Origin of the sequence: Pseudonocardia sp. NPDC049154, from assembly GCF_040648315.1 — a bacterium.
In the GTDB taxonomy this organism is placed as follows: domain Bacteria; phylum Actinomycetota; class Actinomycetes; order Mycobacteriales; family Pseudonocardiaceae; genus Pseudonocardia.
This window is the reverse complement of the sequence record NZ_JBEZDN010000067.1, coordinates 1-18,378: the sequence shown is the minus strand read 5'-3', so window position 1 is coordinate 18,378 and position 18,378 is coordinate 1. Positions and strand designations below refer to the sequence as shown.

General features: G+C 74.3%; 16 protein-coding genes and 3 pseudogenes. 7 read left to right on the top strand and 12 right to left on the bottom strand.

All coding sequences use genetic code 11. From position 1 onward, the window contains the following. Positions 1-196 precede the first annotated feature (196 nt). The gene (locus AB0B41_RS26780; protein ID WP_358208032.1) at positions 197-517 is read right to left on the bottom strand and encodes a hypothetical protein; all 321 of its coding nucleotides are present in this window, start codon (positions 515-517) and stop codon (positions 197-199) included. A gap of 967 nt (positions 518-1,484) precedes the next feature. Between AB0B41_RS26780 and AB0B41_RS26775 the strand changes: the two genes are divergently transcribed. Continuing rightward, entirely contained in the window at positions 1,485-2,501 is a 1,017-nt protein-coding gene (locus AB0B41_RS26775) for a hypothetical protein (protein WP_358208030.1), read from the top strand. Positions 2,502-2,565: 64 nt separating this feature from the next. On the opposite strand, the gene AB0B41_RS26770 is transcribed toward AB0B41_RS26775, so the two are convergent. The 4 genes from AB0B41_RS26770 to AB0B41_RS26755 all read right to left on the bottom strand — a co-directional run bounded on the left by AB0B41_RS26770 (position 2,566) and on the right by AB0B41_RS26755 (position 7,210). Further along, positions 2,566-3,084: a (2Fe-2S)-binding protein gene (locus tag AB0B41_RS26770; protein ID WP_358208028.1), complete on the bottom strand. Its 519-nt coding sequence runs from the start codon at positions 3,082-3,084 to the stop codon at positions 2,566-2,568. Then, the gene (locus tag AB0B41_RS26765) at positions 3,074-3,937 is read right to left on the bottom strand and encodes an FAD binding domain-containing protein (RefSeq protein ID WP_358208026.1); all 864 of its coding nucleotides are present in this window, start codon (positions 3,935-3,937) and stop codon (positions 3,074-3,076) included. The genes AB0B41_RS26770 and AB0B41_RS26765 overlap by 11 nt, the downstream gene beginning before the upstream one ends. Positions 3,938-3,941: 4 nt before the next feature. Next, on the bottom strand, positions 3,942-6,260 hold the full coding sequence (locus tag AB0B41_RS26760; protein WP_358208024.1) for a xanthine dehydrogenase family protein molybdopterin-binding subunit: 2,319 nt from the start codon (positions 6,258-6,260) through the stop codon (positions 3,942-3,944). A 188-nt stretch (positions 6,261-6,448) separates the two neighbouring features. Then, on the bottom strand, positions 6,449-7,210 hold the full coding sequence (locus AB0B41_RS26755; RefSeq protein ID WP_358208022.1) for an IclR family transcriptional regulator: 762 nt from the start codon (positions 7,208-7,210) through the stop codon (positions 6,449-6,451). A gap of 141 nt (positions 7,211-7,351) precedes the next feature. Between AB0B41_RS26755 and AB0B41_RS26750 the strand changes: the two are divergent. Both AB0B41_RS26750 and AB0B41_RS26745 read left to right on the top strand, forming a co-directional pair. Further along, a pseudogene (locus AB0B41_RS26750) lies at positions 7,352-7,471 on the top strand (hypothetical protein); the annotation flags it as partial. Positions 7,472-7,518: 47 nt separating this feature from the next. After that, positions 7,519-7,737, top strand: a pseudogene (locus AB0B41_RS26745) (molybdopterin-dependent oxidoreductase); the annotation flags it as partial. Positions 7,738-7,757: 20 nt separating this feature from the next. On the opposite strand, the gene AB0B41_RS26740 reads toward AB0B41_RS26745, so the two are convergent. Then, positions 7,758-8,021 carry a hypothetical protein gene (locus tag AB0B41_RS26740; RefSeq protein WP_358208070.1) on the bottom strand — a complete coding sequence of 88 codons (264 nt, stop codon included), beginning with the start codon at positions 8,019-8,021 and terminating at the stop codon, positions 7,758-7,760. A gap of 38 nt (positions 8,022-8,059) precedes the next feature. On the opposite strand from AB0B41_RS26740, the pseudogene AB0B41_RS26735 reads away from it, so the two are divergent. After that, positions 8,060-9,481 (top strand): annotated as a pseudogene (locus tag AB0B41_RS26735) (molybdopterin-dependent oxidoreductase); the annotation flags it as partial. Positions 9,482-9,545: 64 nt separating this feature from the next. Here AB0B41_RS26735 and AB0B41_RS26730 read toward each other — a convergent pair. The 6 genes from AB0B41_RS26730 to AB0B41_RS26705 all read right to left on the bottom strand — a co-directional run bounded on the left by AB0B41_RS26730 (position 9,546) and on the right by AB0B41_RS26705 (position 14,513). Next, a complete protein-coding gene (locus AB0B41_RS26730; RefSeq protein ID WP_358208020.1) occupies positions 9,546-10,478 on the bottom strand; it encodes an ATP-binding cassette domain-containing protein in 933 nt (310 codons plus the stop codon). 315 nt (positions 10,479-10,793) lie between these two features. Next, positions 10,794-10,985: a hypothetical protein gene (locus AB0B41_RS26725; RefSeq protein ID WP_358208018.1), complete on the bottom strand. Its 192-nt coding sequence runs from the start codon at positions 10,983-10,985 to the stop codon at positions 10,794-10,796. A 111-nt stretch (positions 10,986-11,096) separates the two neighbouring features. Then, positions 11,097-11,708, bottom strand: coding sequence for a helix-turn-helix domain-containing protein (locus tag AB0B41_RS26720; RefSeq protein WP_358208016.1), 612 nt, complete (start codon positions 11,706-11,708; stop codon positions 11,097-11,099). A gap of 56 nt (positions 11,709-11,764) precedes the next feature. Continuing rightward, positions 11,765-12,616, bottom strand: coding sequence for an SDR family oxidoreductase (locus AB0B41_RS26715; RefSeq protein WP_358208014.1), 852 nt, complete (start codon positions 12,614-12,616; stop codon positions 11,765-11,767). Then, entirely contained in the window at positions 12,604-13,131 is a 528-nt protein-coding gene (locus AB0B41_RS26710) for a carboxymuconolactone decarboxylase family protein (protein ID WP_358208012.1), read from the bottom strand. The genes AB0B41_RS26715 and AB0B41_RS26710 overlap by 13 nt, the downstream gene beginning before the upstream one ends. Beyond that, positions 13,128-14,513 (bottom strand): 4-hydroxyphenylacetate 3-hydroxylase N-terminal domain-containing protein, encoded by a 1,386-nt coding sequence (locus tag AB0B41_RS26705; protein ID WP_358208010.1) that lies wholly within the window; start codon positions 14,511-14,513, stop codon positions 13,128-13,130. Before AB0B41_RS26705 ends, AB0B41_RS26710 begins: the two co-directional genes overlap by 4 nt. 259 nt (positions 14,514-14,772) lie before the next feature. Between AB0B41_RS26705 and AB0B41_RS26700 the strand changes: the two genes are divergently transcribed. The 3 genes from AB0B41_RS26700 to AB0B41_RS26690 are packed head-to-tail and all read left to right on the top strand — an operon-like array spanning position 14,773 to position 18,322. Next, positions 14,773-15,777 (top strand): ABC transporter ATP-binding protein, encoded by a 1,005-nt coding sequence (locus tag AB0B41_RS26700; protein WP_358208008.1) that lies wholly within the window; start codon positions 14,773-14,775, stop codon positions 15,775-15,777. Then, on the top strand, positions 15,774-16,781 hold the full coding sequence (locus AB0B41_RS26695) for an ABC transporter ATP-binding protein (protein ID WP_358208006.1): 1,008 nt from the start codon (positions 15,774-15,776) through the stop codon (positions 16,779-16,781). The genes AB0B41_RS26700 and AB0B41_RS26695 overlap by 4 nt, the downstream gene beginning before the upstream one ends. Continuing rightward, positions 16,778-18,322 (top strand): ABC transporter substrate-binding protein, encoded by a 1,545-nt coding sequence (locus AB0B41_RS26690; RefSeq protein WP_358208004.1) that lies wholly within the window; start codon positions 16,778-16,780, stop codon positions 18,320-18,322. The genes AB0B41_RS26695 and AB0B41_RS26690 overlap by 4 nt, the downstream gene beginning before the upstream one ends. Positions 18,323-18,378: the final 56 nt, after the last annotated feature.

The window sequence follows — 18,378 nt, the reverse complement described above, 5'->3', positions numbered from 1 at the left end:
GAAGGTACGGGGCGAGCAGTCCGGTCCGGTCTTCCAGATGTACGAGCGCGGCGACCGCGTGGGGGCGGTCGACGCCTTCATGACCGCCATCGGCGACTCGAACTGGCGACGCAATACGGCATGACGCGCCCGTTCGAGTCGGACGAGCGGGTCGGGGCGGCGGCCGGCGAGAACCGGCCGCCACCCCCTGACGTCCCTAACCTGCCCGTGCGGCGAGGCTCTCGCCGACGGCCACCATCTGCGCACTCATCTGCCGCTGCGCGGTGATCAGCTGGTCGACACAGCCACGCTGGGTCGCCAACGCGGCCTCGGTCATCCGGAAGCCCTCGTCGACCACGGCCCGAGCCCCGGCCGGGGGTCCGGCGTCGACGGTGCCCACGGTGCGGGCAGCCCCGCCGAGCAGGGCGAGCGGATTGAGCTGCAGGGTCAGCTCGACCAGCGCATGCGCTGCCCGGGTGGCGGCGTCCTGGTTGTGACGCACGACGTCCTGCATCGCGGTCCCGGTCTGCACGGCCATCTCCCGCCACCGCTCGCTGAGCTCGGCGGCGGTCCGGTCGATCGACGGGCCCGCCTCCGGCCCGGTCGGCCGCTCCTGCTGCGGGCCGCTCGTGCGGGCTCCCGACGTCGGTGCGCTTCCCGCCTGTGGATCGGTGTGTGCGTCGGCGGTGTTCCGAGGGTGAGACTGGGTCGAGGTCGGCATGTCCTGATGTCCCTCCGAGTGATCGTTCCGAGCGGTTCGCTCAACTGGGGTCGACAGACAGGCGTCGCGTCGGCTCCGCCGCACCCACGGGCCGTGTGCCCGAGCCCGGCCCGCCGTCGGGGCCGGCGGTCGTGTCCGCGGACCGTCCGAGCCGGATGCGACCGGATCGGTCCGAGGCCGACGCGGACCCCGACGCGGGCCCGCAACGCGGTGCAGCGCAACCGCTCCCCGCGGAATTGCTCCACCGCGTCCCGGCCAGCGGGCCGTGCCTTCCACACTCTGAACCGCGGCAGCCACCCGAGCGAGGTCGAACGGCTCCCTCTCCGCCCGCCCAGCCCGGTCTCCGGGCGCGGCATCGCCGAGGCGGCGCAGTGGTACCGCCGATTCGGCACGACGCGAAGGGCGTCGCCGCCGCGTGACACCGCCGCGGACGCCGCCCGGCGTCGAGCCGTGCATGACCTGCCTCACGCACGAACGTCCCGGTGCGGTCGCTGGGCCGAGTCCGGCCTCGGCCGTCTCGGGCACGAGGGCCCGGCGAACGGTCACGTCGCAGTGCGGCCGTTGCAGGAATGCGCCGCGATCCTCGAATCGGTACTCCGGATCGGGAGTGTGGGCGCGAAACCGCGGGGGTAGCTCCGGACCCGTCCGGCCCTCGCCCCAAGAGGTCCGGGCCCGTGGGCCGAGCACCGGCCGGACCGTCGAGCGGGCCGGTGCGTCCCGGACCACACGACCGGCGCGGGCGCACCACCCGCGGAGGCATCACCCGTCGAGAGGGAAGCGCACCATGGCTCAGGAGCCGAGGACCACGAAGCCGAACCCGGCGAAGACGACACGCCCGCTGCCGGCGGCGACCAGGCCGAAGGCCGCCCGGCCGGTGAGCGCCGCGCCGAACGAGCCCGCGGTGACGCCGGTCGGTGTCCCCGTCGCCGAGGCCGACCGTGGCAGCCCGGGCGTGAGCCGCCGCGCCCGCGAGCAGGGCGACCGCGCGCCGAAGGGCACGACCGGCCCCGCCGGGCCGATCGGCGAGCGCGGGGACAAGGGCCCCCAGGGCCCGGCCGGCCCGCCCGGTGAGCCGGGCGACCGCGGCCCGAAGGGACCGACGGGCCCCGTGGGCCCCGTCGGCGAGCGCGGCGACACGGGCCTCCCGGGTCCGGTCGGGCCGCGCGGGGAGCAGGGCCCGGAGGGGCCGACCGGTCCGCAGGGCGAGCAGGGCCTCGCGGGTTCCGCCGGCCTCCCCGGTGAGCAGGGAGAGCGGGGTCCGGTCGGGCCGCAGGGCGAGCAGGGCCCGGCCGGACCCTTCGGCCCGCCCGGCGAGACGGGAGAACAGGGGCCCCAGGGTGAGCGGGGTCTGGCCGGCGCCCCAGGGCCGCAAGGCGTGATCGGGGAGGCCGGCGAGAAGGGACCGCGCGGCCTGCAGGGCCCCCAGGGCGACGCCGGTGAGAAGGGTGCTCCCGGGGTCCGCGGAGAGCAGGGCCCCCAGGGCCCGCAGGGTGAGCAGGGGCCGCCCGGTCCGGCCGGGGTCCCCGGGGTCCAGGGCCCGCAGGGTCCGACCGGGCCGGCCTGGCTGTACCAGCCCAGCCCGGTCGAGCTCGCGGGCAAGGTCAAGCAGGCCGCGTTGAACATCCGCCCGCGGACCGTGCTCGATCCCCGCGAGGGCGCCCGCTACCTGGCGACGCTGACCTCCCGGATCGTCAAGCTGCAGGGAGGCCTGATCCTGCGCGCGATCGTCGACACCGACACCGACACCGCCGCGGACCACGACCCGGCCGCGCCGGGCAACGTGCGCTCCCTCGCGCGCTGAGACAGGAGGCGCTGGTGTCCCCGTCCCGCCTCGCCGGGGCGGGGACGCGGCCGTTCACCTCGGCTCAGACGCCCGGGCGGTCCCACGTCCGGTCGGCGTGCAGGACGGCGTCGACGATCCCCTGGTAGCCCGTGCACCGGCACAGATGGCCGGACACGACCGCCCGGACCTCGGTCTCGTCGACGCCCTGGCGCTCGGCCAGCAGATGGTGGACGGTCATCAGCAGTCCCGGCGTGCAGAACCCGCACTGCAGGGCATGGTGCTCGGTGAAGGCCTGCTGGATGGGGTGGAGCGGCTGGTCGGGCGCGGCCAGGCCCTCGACCGTCCGCACCTCGGCGCCCTGGGCCTGGACCGCGAGCAGCAGACACGCGCGGACCGCCTCGTTGTCGACCTCGACGGTGCAGGCGCCGCAGACGCCCTGCTCACAGGCGACGTGCGTCCCGGTCAGCCCCAGCTCGTCGCGCAGGGCGTCGGCGAGCGACGTCCGGGTCTCCACGGTGATCCGGGCCGGTCGGTCGTCAACGGTCAGCGTGACCGTGACGGGGTCCGTCGCGAGGCGGACGAGCGGGTCGTCAGGCAGCACCGGTGACCTCCGTGTCCGGCCGGAGCACCTGCTCCAGCGCGCGGCGGACGAGGCTGCGGACGAGCACCCGGCGATGGGCGGCGGTCGTGCGCTGGTCGTCGGCGGGGCGGCACTCGCGGGCGGCGACCTCGGCGACCTCCCGGGCGAGATCGCGGCCTCCTGCCCCACGCAGGTCGGCCACGGGGACCGACCAGGGCACCTCGTGCACGCCGGCGCAGGCCACGCGCACCGCGTCGACGGCGCCGTCGCGGACGTGCGCCACCACCCCGACCCCGACGAGCGGCAGGTCGCCGGGGCGGCGACCGAACTCCAGCCAGGCACTTCTGGTGTCGTCGGTGTCGAGGGGGAACGTCGCGGCGACGGCGAGCTCGTCGCCCGCCAGCGCGGTCCGTCCCGGGCCGCGGTAGAGCTCCGCCGCCTCGACGGTCCGGCCGCCCGCCGCCGAGCGGACCTCCAGCGACCCACCGACGGCGAGCAGCACCGTGGGGAGCTCGGCGGCCGGGTCGGCGAAGCAGAGGCTGCCGACGACCGTTCCGCGGGACCGGGTGCCGGGGTTGCCGACGCAGGGCAGGGCCGCGTCGAGCAGCCCCGTCCCGGAACCCCCGCGGAGCGCGGCGGCCTGGCGGACCGTGGCGCCGAGACGTGATCCGCCGTCGGTCGCGGTCTGCGTGCTCAATCCGGCCACGCGGTTGACGTCCACCAGGAGGCGGGGCCGGACCTGGCGCAGAGCCATCTGCGGCAGCAGGCTCTGCCCGCCCGCGAGGACCCGGGCGCACTCGCCGTGGTCGGCCAGCAGGCCGAGGGCCTCGTCGATCGTGGACGGGGACGCGTAGTCGAACGGCGCGGGCTTCACTGGGTCAGTCCTCGGCGGGAGCCACGAGCTCGTGCGGCCGGATCGGGGTGTGGGTCACGGTGATCCCGAGCGGGGCGACCGCGGCGGCGACCGCGCAGGCCACCGCCCCCGGTGTCGCGATCATGGCCGACTCGCCCATGCCCTTGATGCCGCCGCGGGTGCGCGGCGCGGGCGACTCGAGGTGCTCGAGGGCGACCCGGGGCAGGCAGCGGGCGGTCGGCAGGAGGTAGTCGCCGAACGAGGTGGCGTGCGGGGACCCGTCGCCGCCGTAGCCCGCGTCCTCGTAGAGGGCCGCGCCGACGCCCTGGGTGAACGCGCCGAGCGTCTGGCCGTCCACGATCATCGGGTTGATCACGGTGCCGCAGTCCTCCACCACCGCCGCGTCGACGACGTCGACCCGGCCCGTCCCGGGATCCACGTCGACGACCACGGCGACGCACCCGTTCGAGTAGGTGGCGGGCGGGTCGTAGAAGGCGGTGCCTGTGAGGTCCGGCTCCGGCAACGCCGCGCGGACGGCGGGGTCGGCGACCGCGGCGGTGGCGAGCTCGGCGAGGCCGAGCGAGCCGGAGGGGCCGACGGCCTGGCCGTCGCGGAAGGTGATCTCCCCCGGATCGACCCCGAGCAGGTGCCCGGCCACCAGCGCGAGCTTGGCGGCGAGCCGTTCCGACGCGTGCAGCAGCGCCCCGCCGATCACCGTCGCGACCCGGCTCGCGCGGGTGCCCGCGGTGCTCAGCGGCGTCCCGGCGGTGTCGCCGGTGACGACACGGACCCGCCGCGGGTCGCAGGTCAGCACCGAGGCGACGACCTGGGCCAGGGTCGTCGTGTGGCCCTGTCCCTGTGACGGCGTGCCGACCACCGCAGTGACCGCACCGGACGCGTCCATCTCGACCCGCACCGAGTCGTGCGAGGCGAACGACCAGGAGGACTCTGCCGCCCCCGCGGAGCCCCAGCCCGACGGCTCGACGTACGGGCTGATCCCGACCCCGCGGTAGTGCCCGTCCGCGGTGGGCCCGGGGACCACGTTCACGGCGTCGACCAGCTTCGCCGCCCGCTCGAGCGTGGCGAGGTGGCTGCCGCTGTCGTAGGTCATGCCGGTGGGCGTGGTGTAGGGCAGATCGCCGGGCCGGACGAGGTTCTGCCTGCGCAGATCCACCGGGTCGCGCCAGAGCAGCCGCGCGGCCCGGTCGATCAGCAGCTCCCGGGCCGTGTGTCCGCTCGTCCAGCCCACGCCCCGGTAGGGGGCGATCGGCGCCTTGGTGGTGAGCACGGAGCGCACCCGCCAGCCGGTCTCCGGGATGCGGTACGCACCGGGCAGCAGGCCCGCCGCGAGATAGGCCTCGATCAGGGCGCTGGCCGAGTTGAAGGAGTACGCCCCGGCGTCGCCGAGCACGTCGCAGCGCAGGGCGCGGAAGGTGCCGTCGGCGTCGAGGGCCAGCGCGAGCTCGACGCGCTGCTCCTTGCCCTGAGGTGCCGCGACGATGTTCTCCCGGCGGTCCTCCACCCACAGGACCGGACGGTCGGCCGCGCGGGCGGCCAGCGCCACGGCGATCTCCTCCGGCGACGCCGGGATCTTCTGCCCGAACCCGCCGCCGACGTCGTCCACGAGCACGCGGACCGCGGCGAGGTCCATGCCGAGGCAGAGGGCGATCTTCCGCTGCAGCAGGTGGGGGGACTGGGTCGAGCAGCGGACGGTCAGCGAGCCGGCCACGGGATCGAACGTGGCCGAGCACGCGCGGCCCTCCATCGGTGCGGCCGTGAGCCTGCCGGTGGTGAAACGCCCGGAGACGACATGATCGGCGGCGGCGAAGGCCTCCTCGAGTCCCTGGGTCGCACGCTCGCCGCGGTACACCTCGTTGCTCGTCAGGACGGGGTCGAGGGGTGGCAGCCTCGTCGCCGTCTCCGGTTCGACCACGGGAGGAAGCGCCGTGTAGCGGACCTCGACCAGTTCGGCGCCGTCCTCGGCCAGGGCCCGGCTCTCGGCCAGCACCATGGCGACGGCCTCGCCCACGAACCGCACCCGCTCCCCCGCGAGCGCGGGCTGCGGGGTCCTGACGAGGCCGGGTACGGCGACCGCGTCCACCAGCGGCACGTGGGGCAGGTCGGCCGCGGTCAGGACGGCGACCACGCCGGGCGCCGAACCGGCCCCAGCGACGTCGACGTCCTCGATCAGGGCGTGCGGGTGGGGCGAGCGGACGAAGGCGACGTGGAGGCACTGCGGCGGCGGGACGTCGGCGGTGAACATCCCGCGTCCACGCAGGAGCCGCGCGTCCTCGAACCGTGGGAGGCGCGCCCCCAGGGAGGAGTTCGCGTCCGCATCGCGCACACCATCACCCGCCGTTCTCGACCCGACCGCTCCTCAGATGTCGTGCTGCCGTACCTGTCGTGCGAGGACAGCGGGAACTCGCGGTTCCGCCGCACCGGGACGGTAACCGAATCCGACGCGGGCGAGCAGGGGTCGGCCGGCATGACTTCCCGCGGGCACGGATGCACAGCCGTGGAACGCGCTGTCGGCTACTCCGGGTCGGACAGCGTCTGCGCGGCCTGCAGGAGCGCGGTGACCCGGGCGTCGTCCTTGTCCTGCGGCATCCGGCTGATGGTGCCGATCAGCGCGATGGTGGCCGTCAGCGAGCCGTCGACCCCGTGGATCGGGGCGGCGATCCCGCGCAGCCCGTCGTCCGACGCGTCGCTGATGGCGATGCCCGAGCGCCGGATCTCGGGCCGCTTGGCCAGCAGGGCGTCGCGCACGGTCTCGTCCAGGCCCTCGAGGGCGCGACGGAGGGCGCGCTCGTCGGTCAGGTGGGCGAGGAACATCTGCCCCTGCGCGGTCACGATCGGGAGCGTCGATCCCACGGCGACGGAGATCCTGATGAAGCGGCTCTGCTCGTCGTGCACCCGGGCCACGAGCGGACCCCGGCCGCCCCAGATCGACAGCACGGACGTCTCGCCGACGGCCTCCGAGAGACGCCCCATGACCGGGTCGGCACGGTCGAGCAGCGGCAGCCGGTCCAGGGCGAGCAGCCCGACCCTCGACAGCGTGGGGCCGAGCGCGTAGCCCTGGCCGGGGCTGTGGGTCAGCAGCCCGTGCTTGACCATCGCGGCGAGGTAGCGGTAGGTCGTCGAGCGGTTCAGGCCCAGCTGCGAGGTGGCGTAGGCGAGGTCGATCCGCGAGCGCTCGTGGTCGAACAGCTCGAGGACCCGCGTGAAGCGGGCGAGGACCTGCAGGTCCCGGCCCTCCCGCTGGCTCCCGCCGGCGAGACCCGCTGGTTCCGCCACGCTCATTGCACCTCCGACCTCGACGACGTCGTGACAGCATGCCCGAGGCTCCGGCCCTGACCCCACCGATCGCGCGCCCTGATCGGTGGCGATGCGGAATCGTCGTTGGACGACGGTCCGCGACTCGGCTTGGGTCGGAGGGTGCCCTCGCTCCCGCACAGCACCCACTGGGGATCGTTCCGCGGTGAGGTCACCGCCGAGGGCCTCCGCCTCGAACCGCGCTCGCAGGATCCCGACCCGTCGCCGATCCTGGGCAACGTCCCCTCCGCGGTCGACCACCCCGCGCGGGTGCGGCGGCCCGCGGTGCGGTGGGCTGGTGGGAGGACAGGCCGGGGCCCACCGACCGCCGCGAGCGCGACGAGTTCGTCGAGGTCGGCTGGGACGAGGTGCTGGACCGGCTGGCGGGTGAGCTCGCCCGGTACCGCCCCGACGAGGTGTACGGCGGCAGCTACGGGTGGGCCAGCGCCGGGCGGTTCCACCACGCCCAGAGCCAGGTGCACCGCTTCCTCAACCACGCCGTCGGCGGGTACGTCCGGTCCGTCGGGGACTACAGCGGGGCCGCGGCGCAGACGGTCCTGCGGCACGTCCTGGGGCCGTCCGAGGTGGTGTCGAAGGGGACCGTGACCTGGGACCAGGTCGCCGCGCACACCGACCCCCTGCTCGCCTTCGGCGGGATGAACCTCAAGAACAGCGCGGTCGGCGGCGGCGGGATCAGCGCGCACGTGGAGCGGGGCGCGATGGCGGCGGCAGCGCGGCGCGGCGCGGTGTTCGTGAACGTCTCCCCGCTCCGCTCCGACCTCCCCCGGGTCACGCTGGCTCTCCGTGCCGCCGGGCTCGGACACCGCCCTGATGCTCGGCCTGCTGCACACCCTCGTGGACGAGGACCTCCACGACCGGGAGTTCCTGGTGCGGTACTGCGTGGGCTGGGAGCACCTGGCGGAGTACCTGCGGGACAAGGACGCGGACTGGGCCGCCGCGCTCACCGGGGTGCCCGCGGAGGAGATCCGCGAGCTGGCCCGACGGGCCGCGCGCGGCCGCACGCTCGTCACGGTGGCGCAGTCGCTGCAGCGGGCGGAGTTCGGCGAGCAGCCGGTGTGGGCGGGTCTCGCGCTCGCCGCGGCCCTGGGGCAGATCGGGCTGCCCGGCGGCGGGTTCTGCTACGGCCTCGGCTCGATCGGGCACTACGGTCGCGCCCGCGTGGACGTCCCGGTCGGTGCGGTGCCCCAGGGGCGCAACGGGTGCGACGCCGCCATCCCCGTCGCGCGGATCGCCGACATGCTCCTGCACCCCGGCGAGGAGTACGACCACGACGGCGCCCGCACGCGATACCCGCACGTCCGGCTCGCGTACTGGGCGGGCGGCAACCCGTTCCACCACCACCAGGACCTCGGCCGGCTGCCGCGGGCCCTCGGGCGGCTCGACACCTTCGTCGTGCATGAGCCGGCGTGGACCGCGACCGCCCGGCACGCGGACGTCGTGCTGCCCACGACCTGGACCCTCGAGCGCGAGGACATCGGCGCCGGCCCGTTCGACCCCGTCATGACGGCCATGCACCGGCTGGTCGACCCGCCCGGCGAGGCCCGGGACGACTACGCGATCTTCACCGGGCTCGCCGAGCGGCTGGGCGTCGGCGCGGCGTTCACCGAGGGCCGGGACGCGCGGGCCTGGCTGGAGTGGCTGTACGAGCCGACCCGCAAGGGGTTGGCCGACCGCGGGCTGCCCGCTCCGTCGTTCGACGAGTTCCGGGCGGCGGGCGAGCTCGAGCTGCCGCAGGTCGCGGACTCGGGCGGGATCATCGGGGCCTTCCGGGCGGACCCCGACGCCCACCCGCTCCCCACGCCGTCCGGCCGGATCGAGCTCGCCTCGGCGACGATCGGGGCGTTCGGGTACGCCGACGCCCCCGGCCACCCGGTCTGGCTGCCGCCCACCGAGCTGCCGGACTCACGACACCCGCTCTGGCTGGTCGCGAACCAGCCCGCGACCCGGCTGCACTCGCAGCTGGACTTCGGCGCGCACTCCCTGGCGCACAAGATCCACGGCCGCGAGGTCGGGCGCGTCCACCCGGCGGACGCCGCCCCGCGCGGGATCACGACGGGGGACCTGGTCCGGCTGTCCAACGACCGCGGCGCCTGCCTCGCCGCCGCCCTCGTGACGGACGACGTCCGGGCCGGGGTGGTGCAGCTCCCGACCGGCGCCTGGTTCGACCCCCTCGACCCCGAGGCCGAGATCCCGTTCTGCGTGCACGGCAACCCGAACGTCCTCACGCGGGACCACGGCACGTCGTCGCTGGCCACCCGGGTGTTGAAGCCGAGCGTCCGGGTCCGCACGGTGGCCGTCATGCGGCACCGACCGGGAGCGAGTCGAGCAGGGTGCGGGTGTACTCCTCCTGCGGCGAGTCGAAGATCTCTGCGACCGTCCCCTGTTCCACGACCCGGCCGCGCCGCATCACCGACACCGTGTGCGCGAGCTGGCGCACCAGGGAGAGGTCGTGCGACACGAACACGTAGGTCAGCCCCAGCTCGGCCTGCAGCCGCAGCAGGGTCTCCACGATCTCCGCCTGCACGCTGACGTCCAGGGCGGAGGTGGGCTCGTCCAGCACGATGACGTCCGGGCGCAGGACCAGCGCCCGGGCGATCGCCACCCGCTGCCGCTGCCCACCGGAGAGCGCGGAGGGCTTGCGGGACACCAGCTCCTCGCCGAGCCCCACCGACCGCAGCGTGCTGCGCACCAGCGCCGCCCGCTCCCGCTTGTCCCCCACCCCGTACCGGTCCAACGGCTCGCGGACCAGCCGTTCGACCTTCCATGTGGGGTCCAGCGAGGTGAACGGGTTCTGGTACACGAGCTGCAGGTGCCGTCGCACGCTGCGCAACGAGGCGTGCGAGCGCCCGTGCAGCTCCTCGCCGGCCACCACGATCCGGCCCGCGTCCGGCTGCTCGAGCCCGAGCAGCAGCCGGATCGCCGTCGTCTTGCCCGAGCCCGACTCCCCGACCAGGGCGTGCGTCGTGCCCGCGGGGACGGTGAAGGACACGTCGTCCACGGCCGTCAGCGAGCCGAAGGTCTTGGTGACGCCCGAGACCTCGATCCGCGGGCCGCCCGCTCCCCCGTGGTCCGTCGACAGAGCCTCCCGCCCCAGGTCCCGCAGCTCGGCGTACCGGTCCGGGTTCAGCGCCGGGACGTCCGCATGCAGCCGCCGCGCGTACTCCGACGACGGCCGGGCGAAGACCTCCGCCGTCGGCCCCGCCTCCTCGACGACCCCGTTGCGCAGCACCAGCAGCGAGTCCGCCCGTTCGGCCGCGATCGCGAGGTCGTGGGTGATCAGCAGCAGCGGCGGCGATGCGCCGGCCGAACCGCTCGTAGACGCCGGCGTGCTCCCCGCGCCCGGGCACGACGACCACGGTGCCCCGGGGCCTGATGCCCTCGGGCTCGGACCAGGACGCGACGACCGGGACTGCACCCGCGACGGTCATGCGGGATCACCTCACGATTTCGTTCAGGAGTGTGTGCCGGCGGGGCGCCGGGCACGGGTGGCCGGGCCTCGGACGGACACGACGGGACCGCCCGGGGCGGCGGGGGGCGACCGAGGTCAGCGGGCGGGACAGGCCGCCGAGTGGACGGTGCCGTGGTCGATGACCCGGCGCTGCGTCAGCCGGTCCGCACGGCAGGCGCCCGACGGCACCGACGGCGCGGCGGGCGCCGGGAGCACGGCCGGCAGGGCCGGCGCCGACGGCACGGCCGGCAGGGAGCCGGTCCGGTGCGGGGTCGTCGTGCGGGCCACGGTACGAGCAAAGCCGAGTGGCGGCGCGGTGTCCAACGACGAATGGTCATCACAACCGATCACGGTCCGCGATCAGTGGTGTGAGCGTCGCCCTCCGGGCGTGACACCGCCCTATGGCGCCTCCGTCGCGACCGCGGCGAACATCCGGGAGGCGACGTCGAGGAAGCGGCGTTCGAGGTCCTCGGGCTCGATCCCGAGCTCGTCGGCGAACCGCTCCGACAGCAGCCCGAAGCCGTAGGACATCGAGGCGTAGACGGCGTACAGCGCGGCGGGATCGTCGACGGCCGGCTCGGGGTCGAGGCGTCCCAGGGTCGCGCGGCGGGTGGTGAGCGTGCGGACCGTGCGGTCGTGGTCGAGGACGAGCAGGACGATCAGCCGGATCGCCTCCCGGTAGCGGAGCGAGGCGCCCAACGAGGTGGTGAGCCACTCCGCCGTGTCCATGTCCGCCTCGCCGGGCACCTCGTCCCGCGGACGCGCGATCTCCCGCTTGGCCGCGGCCCGCAACAGCTCCTGGCGGGATCCGAAGTAGTGGTAGACCAGCGCGCGGTGGACGTCGGCGAGATCGGCGATCTCGCGCAGGTTCATCCCGTCGAGCACGCCCCGCTCGCGGAGCAGGTCGACGGCGGCGTCGACGAGGAGCTGCTCGGTCGCCGCCCGCGACTGTGCCGGGCGCCCCTTGCGGCCCTGCCCGGAATCCGGTGCGCTCTCCGCTGGATCCGGCACGACCGCCTCCTCTCCCCCGCACGCGAGCGCCACCGTACAACCGGCCGCGCCGCGGTTCAGCCGCCCTGTGGCGCGGCGACGGCGTCCCGGCCGCGGAACAGCGAGTCCGGGCTCCGGCAGGTCAGGCCCCCGTCGACGACGAGCTCGGTCCCGGTCACGTACGCCGCGTCGTCCGACGCCAGGAAGGCCACGGCCGCCGCCGCCTCCTCCGGCGTGCCCTGCCGGGCGAGCGCGGGCAGCGCGGCCCGCCAGCCGAGCGTGTCGCCGTCCGTGCCCTGCTCCCGCCGGGACATGGCGGACGCGATCAGGCCCAGCACGACGGTGTTCGCCCGGATCCCGCGGCTGCCGAAGCGCACCGCGATGTGCCGGGCGAGCGCGAGCTGGGCCGCCTTCGACGTCTCGTAGCTCAGCGCGAACCCGTTGCTCCAGGCGCCCGCGACCGAGCCGACGAACACGAACGCCCCGCGCCCGCGCTCGACCATCCCCGGCAGCGCCCGCTCGGCCGTGACCCAGTGACTGCGCACGTTGACGTCCATCGCGAGGTCGTACTGCTCGACGGTCTGGCGTCCGATCGGCCCGCCGCCGCCGATGCCGACGTTGCACACCACGACGTCGAGCGGCCCGAGCCCGGCCACCGCCCGGTCGACCGCGGCCCGGCACGCGTCGGGGTCCGCGGCGTCGGCCTCGAGGGCGAGCCCGATGCCGCCGAGGGCCGCGACGGTCTCCGCCGCCCGCTCGGCCGAGACGTCCGTGACCGCGACCGCCGCTCCCTCCGCCGCCAGGTGCATCGCGATCGCCCGGCCGTTGCCCATGGGCAGCGCCTCGCCGGGCGCGGCCGGACCGTCCGTGCCGCCGCCGACGACCAGCGCCGTGCGCCCGGCGAACCGCCCGGCCGTCACTCCGGCCATCCCGGCGTGTCCGCCTCCCGCTCGACCCCGGTGGCGTTGAGGAAGCCGGCCAGCATCCGGTAGAAGCCCGGGAGCAGCAGGATCTCGACGATCGTCGGTTCGTCGAAGGCGGCCCGCAGCCGCTCCCAGGTGCCCTCGGTCAGGGTGTCCGTGGTGGACAGCTCGTCGACGACGCCGACGAGCAGCCCCTCGTCGCCGGGCCACTCCCCCGCGTCGGCGCGGGCGAGGCGGGCGATCTCGGCCTCGGACAACCCCGTCCTCCGTCCGATGATCGTGTGGTGGCCGAACTCGTAGACCGAGCCGGTGCGCCACGCGCTGCGCAGGATCATGATCTCGCGCGCCCGCGGGTCGAGCCGGTTCCCCTCGGACAGGAACCGGTTCCCCAGCGACATCGCCTTGTGCATCAGCTCGGGGTTGTGTGCGAGCGTGCGGAAGATGTTCAGCGGCTCCGCGCCGCGCTGCAGGTCGGTGCGCATCCGGTCGTCGGGCGGGACCGGGGCGAGGCGCGGGCTCACGCCGACCAGCTCTCGATGCCGGCGTCGGCGAGGGCCATCGCACGGGCGGCCTCGATGTCGAAGTGATGCGACGCCACGATCCGCTGGGCGTAGAGGCCGCCGCCGGACAGCACGTTCGTGGCGGCGTGCCAGCCGCCGTAGGCGTCGGCGGTGTGGTCGCGGATCGCGTGGAAGATCCGCAGCCGGTTCTCCGCCGGCACGCCCGCGCGGCCCTGCATGTGCTTCCGGACGTACGCGCCGGTCTGCGGGTTCTCGAGGTCGCCGATGGTGGGCGCGGTGAGCAGCGACCCGCCCGCGATGTCGTGCAGGTGCCGGACCATCAGGCTGTAGTTCGCCGCGCCCTGGTACTTCGCGGCGTTCGTGAAGAGCTCGTTCGGGTGCACGAAACCCTGCGGGGTGACGACGGCGTTGTGCAGCGCGGCCTCGAGGCCGGCCCGCAGCATCGTCGCGTGGATGATCATCTCGGCGAGCTTGTCCTTGATGTGCGCCACCCCGAGCAGCCCGTTCGCGTCGGCGATCAGGTGCGCGAACCCCACGAGCAGCTCCGCGTTGCGCGCCATCTGCGACACCCCGCCGATTCGCTCCCACAGCCCGAGCGAGTGCGCGAACACCGCGGCGTACTGCGGGTCCCCGTCGAGGAAGACCCGGTCCCGGGGCACGAACACGTCGTCGAACACCACGAAGCCGTCCGGCGTGTGGTCGTGGCTGGTGTGCGGGAAGTGCCGCACGTCCTCGCCCCGCGGGGCGTAGGAGGAGTTGATGACGCGGACGCCGGGCGCGTTCACCGGGATCGCGCACGCGATCGAGTAGTCCCCCGCCTCGGCACCCATTCGCTTGGTCGGCATGACCATCAGGTCATGGCCGTAGGAGGCCCCGGTGATGTGCAGCTTCGCCCCGCGGACGACGACGCCCTCGTCGGACCGGTCGACCACGCGCACGTACGCGTCGGGGTCCGCCTGCTTCTGCGGCGGTCGACCCCGGTCGCCCTTCGCGTCGGTGATGCACTCCGTGATCCGGATGTCCGTGCGCTTCGCCTGGTCGTGGTAGGCGAGGATCGCGTCGACGTGCCCGGCCCCCGCCTCCGCCAGCCGGTCCGCCGCGGTCAGCAGCGCCATCAGCGAGCCGAAGGTCACCCGCGTGACGATGTCCGCCTCGCTGAGCACCGGGATCAGGTCCCGCAGGTCCCCGGGACTGCGGGGCGGGGTCATCAGCAGGTTCACCGCCCCCGGCTCCGGGTCGTGGAACCGGTCGTACGTCGCCGCGGTCAGCCGCGCCGCGGTGCCCAGGACCGGGTGCTCGGGGATGTTCTTCACCTCCTCGCCCTCGAAGAAGGTGGCGCGCCCGTCGTTCAGGGACGCGAGGTACTCCTCACCGGTCAGCACGGGACAGCTCCTCGCTCCGTCGGGCGGCGGCTGGGACGCGACGACCGGCCGCGATCACCGGTGGCGTACCTCGACCCCTGTTCTACGTAGCGTTTGACAGAGTGTCAACGACTCGCGTGACGAAGTGTCCACGAGCGGCCTGTGGCACCCCCGTCGCCGACGACCCGCACGGCGACGCGGAGACCGACCGTTGACAGTCCTCAACTCCTGAACCAATATCTTTAAAGTCTGAAGTGATCGAGATCATGGAGGAGGCCCAATGGCGGGCGACGACCTCGTCGTGGATCAGCTCTCGGTGATCTTCCGGTCCCGCACCGGCACTCATGCCGCGGTCCGGGACGCCTCGTTCCGCGTCGGCGCCGGCCGCATGGTCGGCCTCGTCGGCGAGTCGGGCAGCGGGAAGACCGCGACCGGGCTCGCCCTGTTGGGTCTGCACGACCCGGCGACGACGACGATCGGCGGCGGCGCCCGTTTCGGCGACACCGATCTGCTGAACCTCTCCCCCGCGGCGGCCGACCGGCTCCGCGGCTCGCTGGTCGGGATGATCTTCCAGGACCCGATGACGGCCCTGAACCCGCTGCTCACGATCGGTACCCAGGTCACCGAGACGATCCGGGTCCATGAAGGACTGGGTCGTCGCGCCGCGCGCGACAAGGCGATCGACGTCCTGGCCCGTGTCGGGATGCCGGACCCGGCGGGCCGGTACCGCCGGTACCCGCACGAGCTGTCGGGCGGGCTGCGGCAGCGGGCGATGATCGCCGCGGCCATCGCCTGCCGGCCGCGCCTGCTCGTGGCCGACGAGCCGACGACCGCCCTCGACCTGACCATCCAGGCGCAGATCCTCCGCCTGCTCCGGACCCTCTGCGACGACGAGGGCATGTCCGTCCTGCTGATCACGCACGATCTCGGTGCGGTCGGCGCGGTGTGCGACGACGTGGTCACCATGTACGCCGGCGAGGTCGTCGAGATCGGGCCGACCGCCGGCGTCCTCGACCGGCCGCGGCACCCGTACACGAGCCGGCTGATGGCCGCCCGCCCGCGGGTGGACGGCTGGGGCGAACAGCTCGACGTCATCCCCGGCCGGGTGCCGCCGCCCTCGGCGTCACCCGAGGGCTGCCTGTTCCGGCCACGGTGCCGGGAGGCGCGGGAGGAGTGCGCCGGGACGCAGGAGCTCGTCGCCCTCGGCCCTGGCCGGAGCGTGCGGTGCATCCGGGCGTCCGACCCGCGCGACTCGGTCGTCGTCGCCGGTGCGGGGGTCCGGTGAGCGCCCCGCTGCTCCGGACCCGGGGCCTGACGGTCGACTACCGGGTCGGCCGCGGGCGCCTCCGCGCGGTCGACCACGTCGACCTCGACCTGCACCAGGGCGAGACCCTCGCCGTGATCGGCGAGTCCGGGTCCGGGAAGTCGACCATCGCGAGCGCGCTGCTCCGGTTGGTCCCCGTGGCCGATGGGTCGGTCGAGTTCGACGGCCTGGACTGGGCCTCGCTCCGCGGTGCCGCCCTCCGTCGCGAGCGGCACCGCATGCAGTTCGTCCCACAGGACGCGGGGTCCTCGCTCGACCCGCGCTGGCGGGTCCGGGAGTCGGTGGCCGAGCCGCTCGTCGTCGCGGGGACGTCCGCGCGGCAGGCCCGCGACCGGGCCGCGGCGATGCTCGACCGGGTCGGCCTGGAGGGACCGCTGCAGGAGCGGTTCCCGCACCAGCTCTCCGGCGGGCAGCGGCAGCGGGTCGCGATCGCGCGGGCGCTCATCTCGAGACCCCGGCTGGTGATCTGCGACGAGGCCGTGTCCGCGCTCGACGTCTCCCTGCAGGCCGAGATCGTGAACCTGCTCGTGGAGCTCCGTGCGGAGCGCGACCTGACGTACGTCTTCATCACCCACGACATCGCCCTGCTGCCCTACGTCGCCGACCGGGTGGCGGTGCTCTACCTCGGCCAGGTCGTCGAGTCGGGTCCCGCGCGGGAGGTGCTCGTCGATCCGCAGCACCCCTACACGCAGGGGCTGCTGTCCTCGCTGCCCGGCGCGCACGCGGCCGGCGGGGCCGAACGTCCGGTCCGCGGGGAGATCCCCGACCCGGCGAACCCGCCCACCGGCTGCCGCTTCCACCCCCGCTGCCCGGTGGCGGTCGACGGCTGCCCGCAGGTCGAGCCCGCCGTCGTCGCGGTGTCGCCGGCCCACTCGGCCGCCTGCCACCTGCTCGAACCGCAGTCCGCGACAGCGGACCCGGCTGTCCCGCTCCCGTCGTTCCTCCTCCGAAAGGCTCGATCGTGACCCTGTACCGGACAACGGCGTCCGCTGTCGTCAGGCGCGCGCTGCTCGGCCTGTTGGGCGTGGCCCTGCTGGTGACCGCGGCGTGCGGCGCACCTGCTCAGGGTGGCGGCACGACCGACACCACCCTGACGGTCGCCATCAGCAACAACCCGTCCTCACTCGACCCGCAGGCCGGGCCGTCGGGCACGGACCACGTGGCGCTGTACCCGCTCTACGCCACGCTGGTGGAGTTCGACCCGGCGACGCTGAAGGCCACCCCCGGCCTCGCCGAGTCGTGGTCCTTCACGGACCCGACCACCCTGCAGCTGAAGCTCCGGCCCGGCCTGACGTTCTCCGACGGCAGTCCGCTCGACGCCGCCGCGGTCAAGGCGAGCCTGGAGCGCTACCGGACCCAGACCAACAAGGCCGACCTCTCCAACGTCACGGCGGTCGAGGCCCCCGACGCGACCACCGTGCTGCTCAAGGAGAAGACCCCGGACAGCTCGCTGGTCCTCGTCCTCGCCGACCGCGCGGGGATGGTCGTCGGCCCCACCGCGTCGAACGCCGACTTCGCGCAGAAGCCCGTCGGCGCGGGCCCGTACACGCTGGTGAGCTACAGCCCCGGTGACCGCCTGGTGCTCAAGCGCAACCCGAGCTTCTACGGCACCCCGCCGCCCATGGAGAACCTGGAGATGCGGATCATCACCGATCCGAAGGCCGCCGCCAACGCGCTGCTCTCCGGTCAGATCGACTTCGCGGACAACCTCGACGCCAACGACATGCCGCAGCTGCAGAACAGCGGCAAGCTCACCGTCGAGAGCCCGGTCGGGCTGTGGTTCGACATGATCTACTTCAACCTCGCCCAGAAGCCCCTCGACGACGTCCGGGTCCGGCAGGCGATCAACCTCGCCCTCGACCGGGACGAGATCATCCAGGGCACCGTGAACGGGCAGGGCGAGCCCGCCCGCCAGCCGCTGCCGACCTCCCACTGGGCCTACGACAAGGCCAACGACGCGATCTGGCCGCACGACGTGGCCAGGGCCAAGCAGCTGATGGCCGAGGCGGGGTACCCCGCCGGCGGGGTCACGCTCACCTCGGTCGCCACCGCGTCGCCGCTCGAGATCCGCCGCAACGAGATCATCCGGTCCCAGCTGGCCGAGATCGGCATCGACTACAGGGTCCAGTCGATGGACACCAACCAGGGCGTCTCCCTGTACTTCGAGAAGCAGGGGACCAACGCCGCGCAGTACGCCTGGTCCGGTCGTCCCGACCCCGGCCAGACCTACAACCGGCTGTTCGCGCAGAACAGCTACCAGAACCCCGGCAAGGTCGCGATCCCCGGCCTGGACCAGGTGCTCACGCAGGCGGTGGCGACGGAGGACACGGCCCAGCGGGCTGCGGCCTACGCCCGTGCGGACAAGCTGATCGCCGACTTCGCCCCGTACGCGCCGTTGTACTTCCGCGGCGACGTCACCGCCTACTCGACGTCCGTCACCGGCTACACCGCCAGCCTGCTGGGCAAGCCGAAGGTCGCCTTCCTGGACAAGAAGAGCGGGGCCTGATGTCCACGGCACCTCCGGTCACGGCCGCGCCCGTCCCGCTGCGGCCGCAGCGGGAC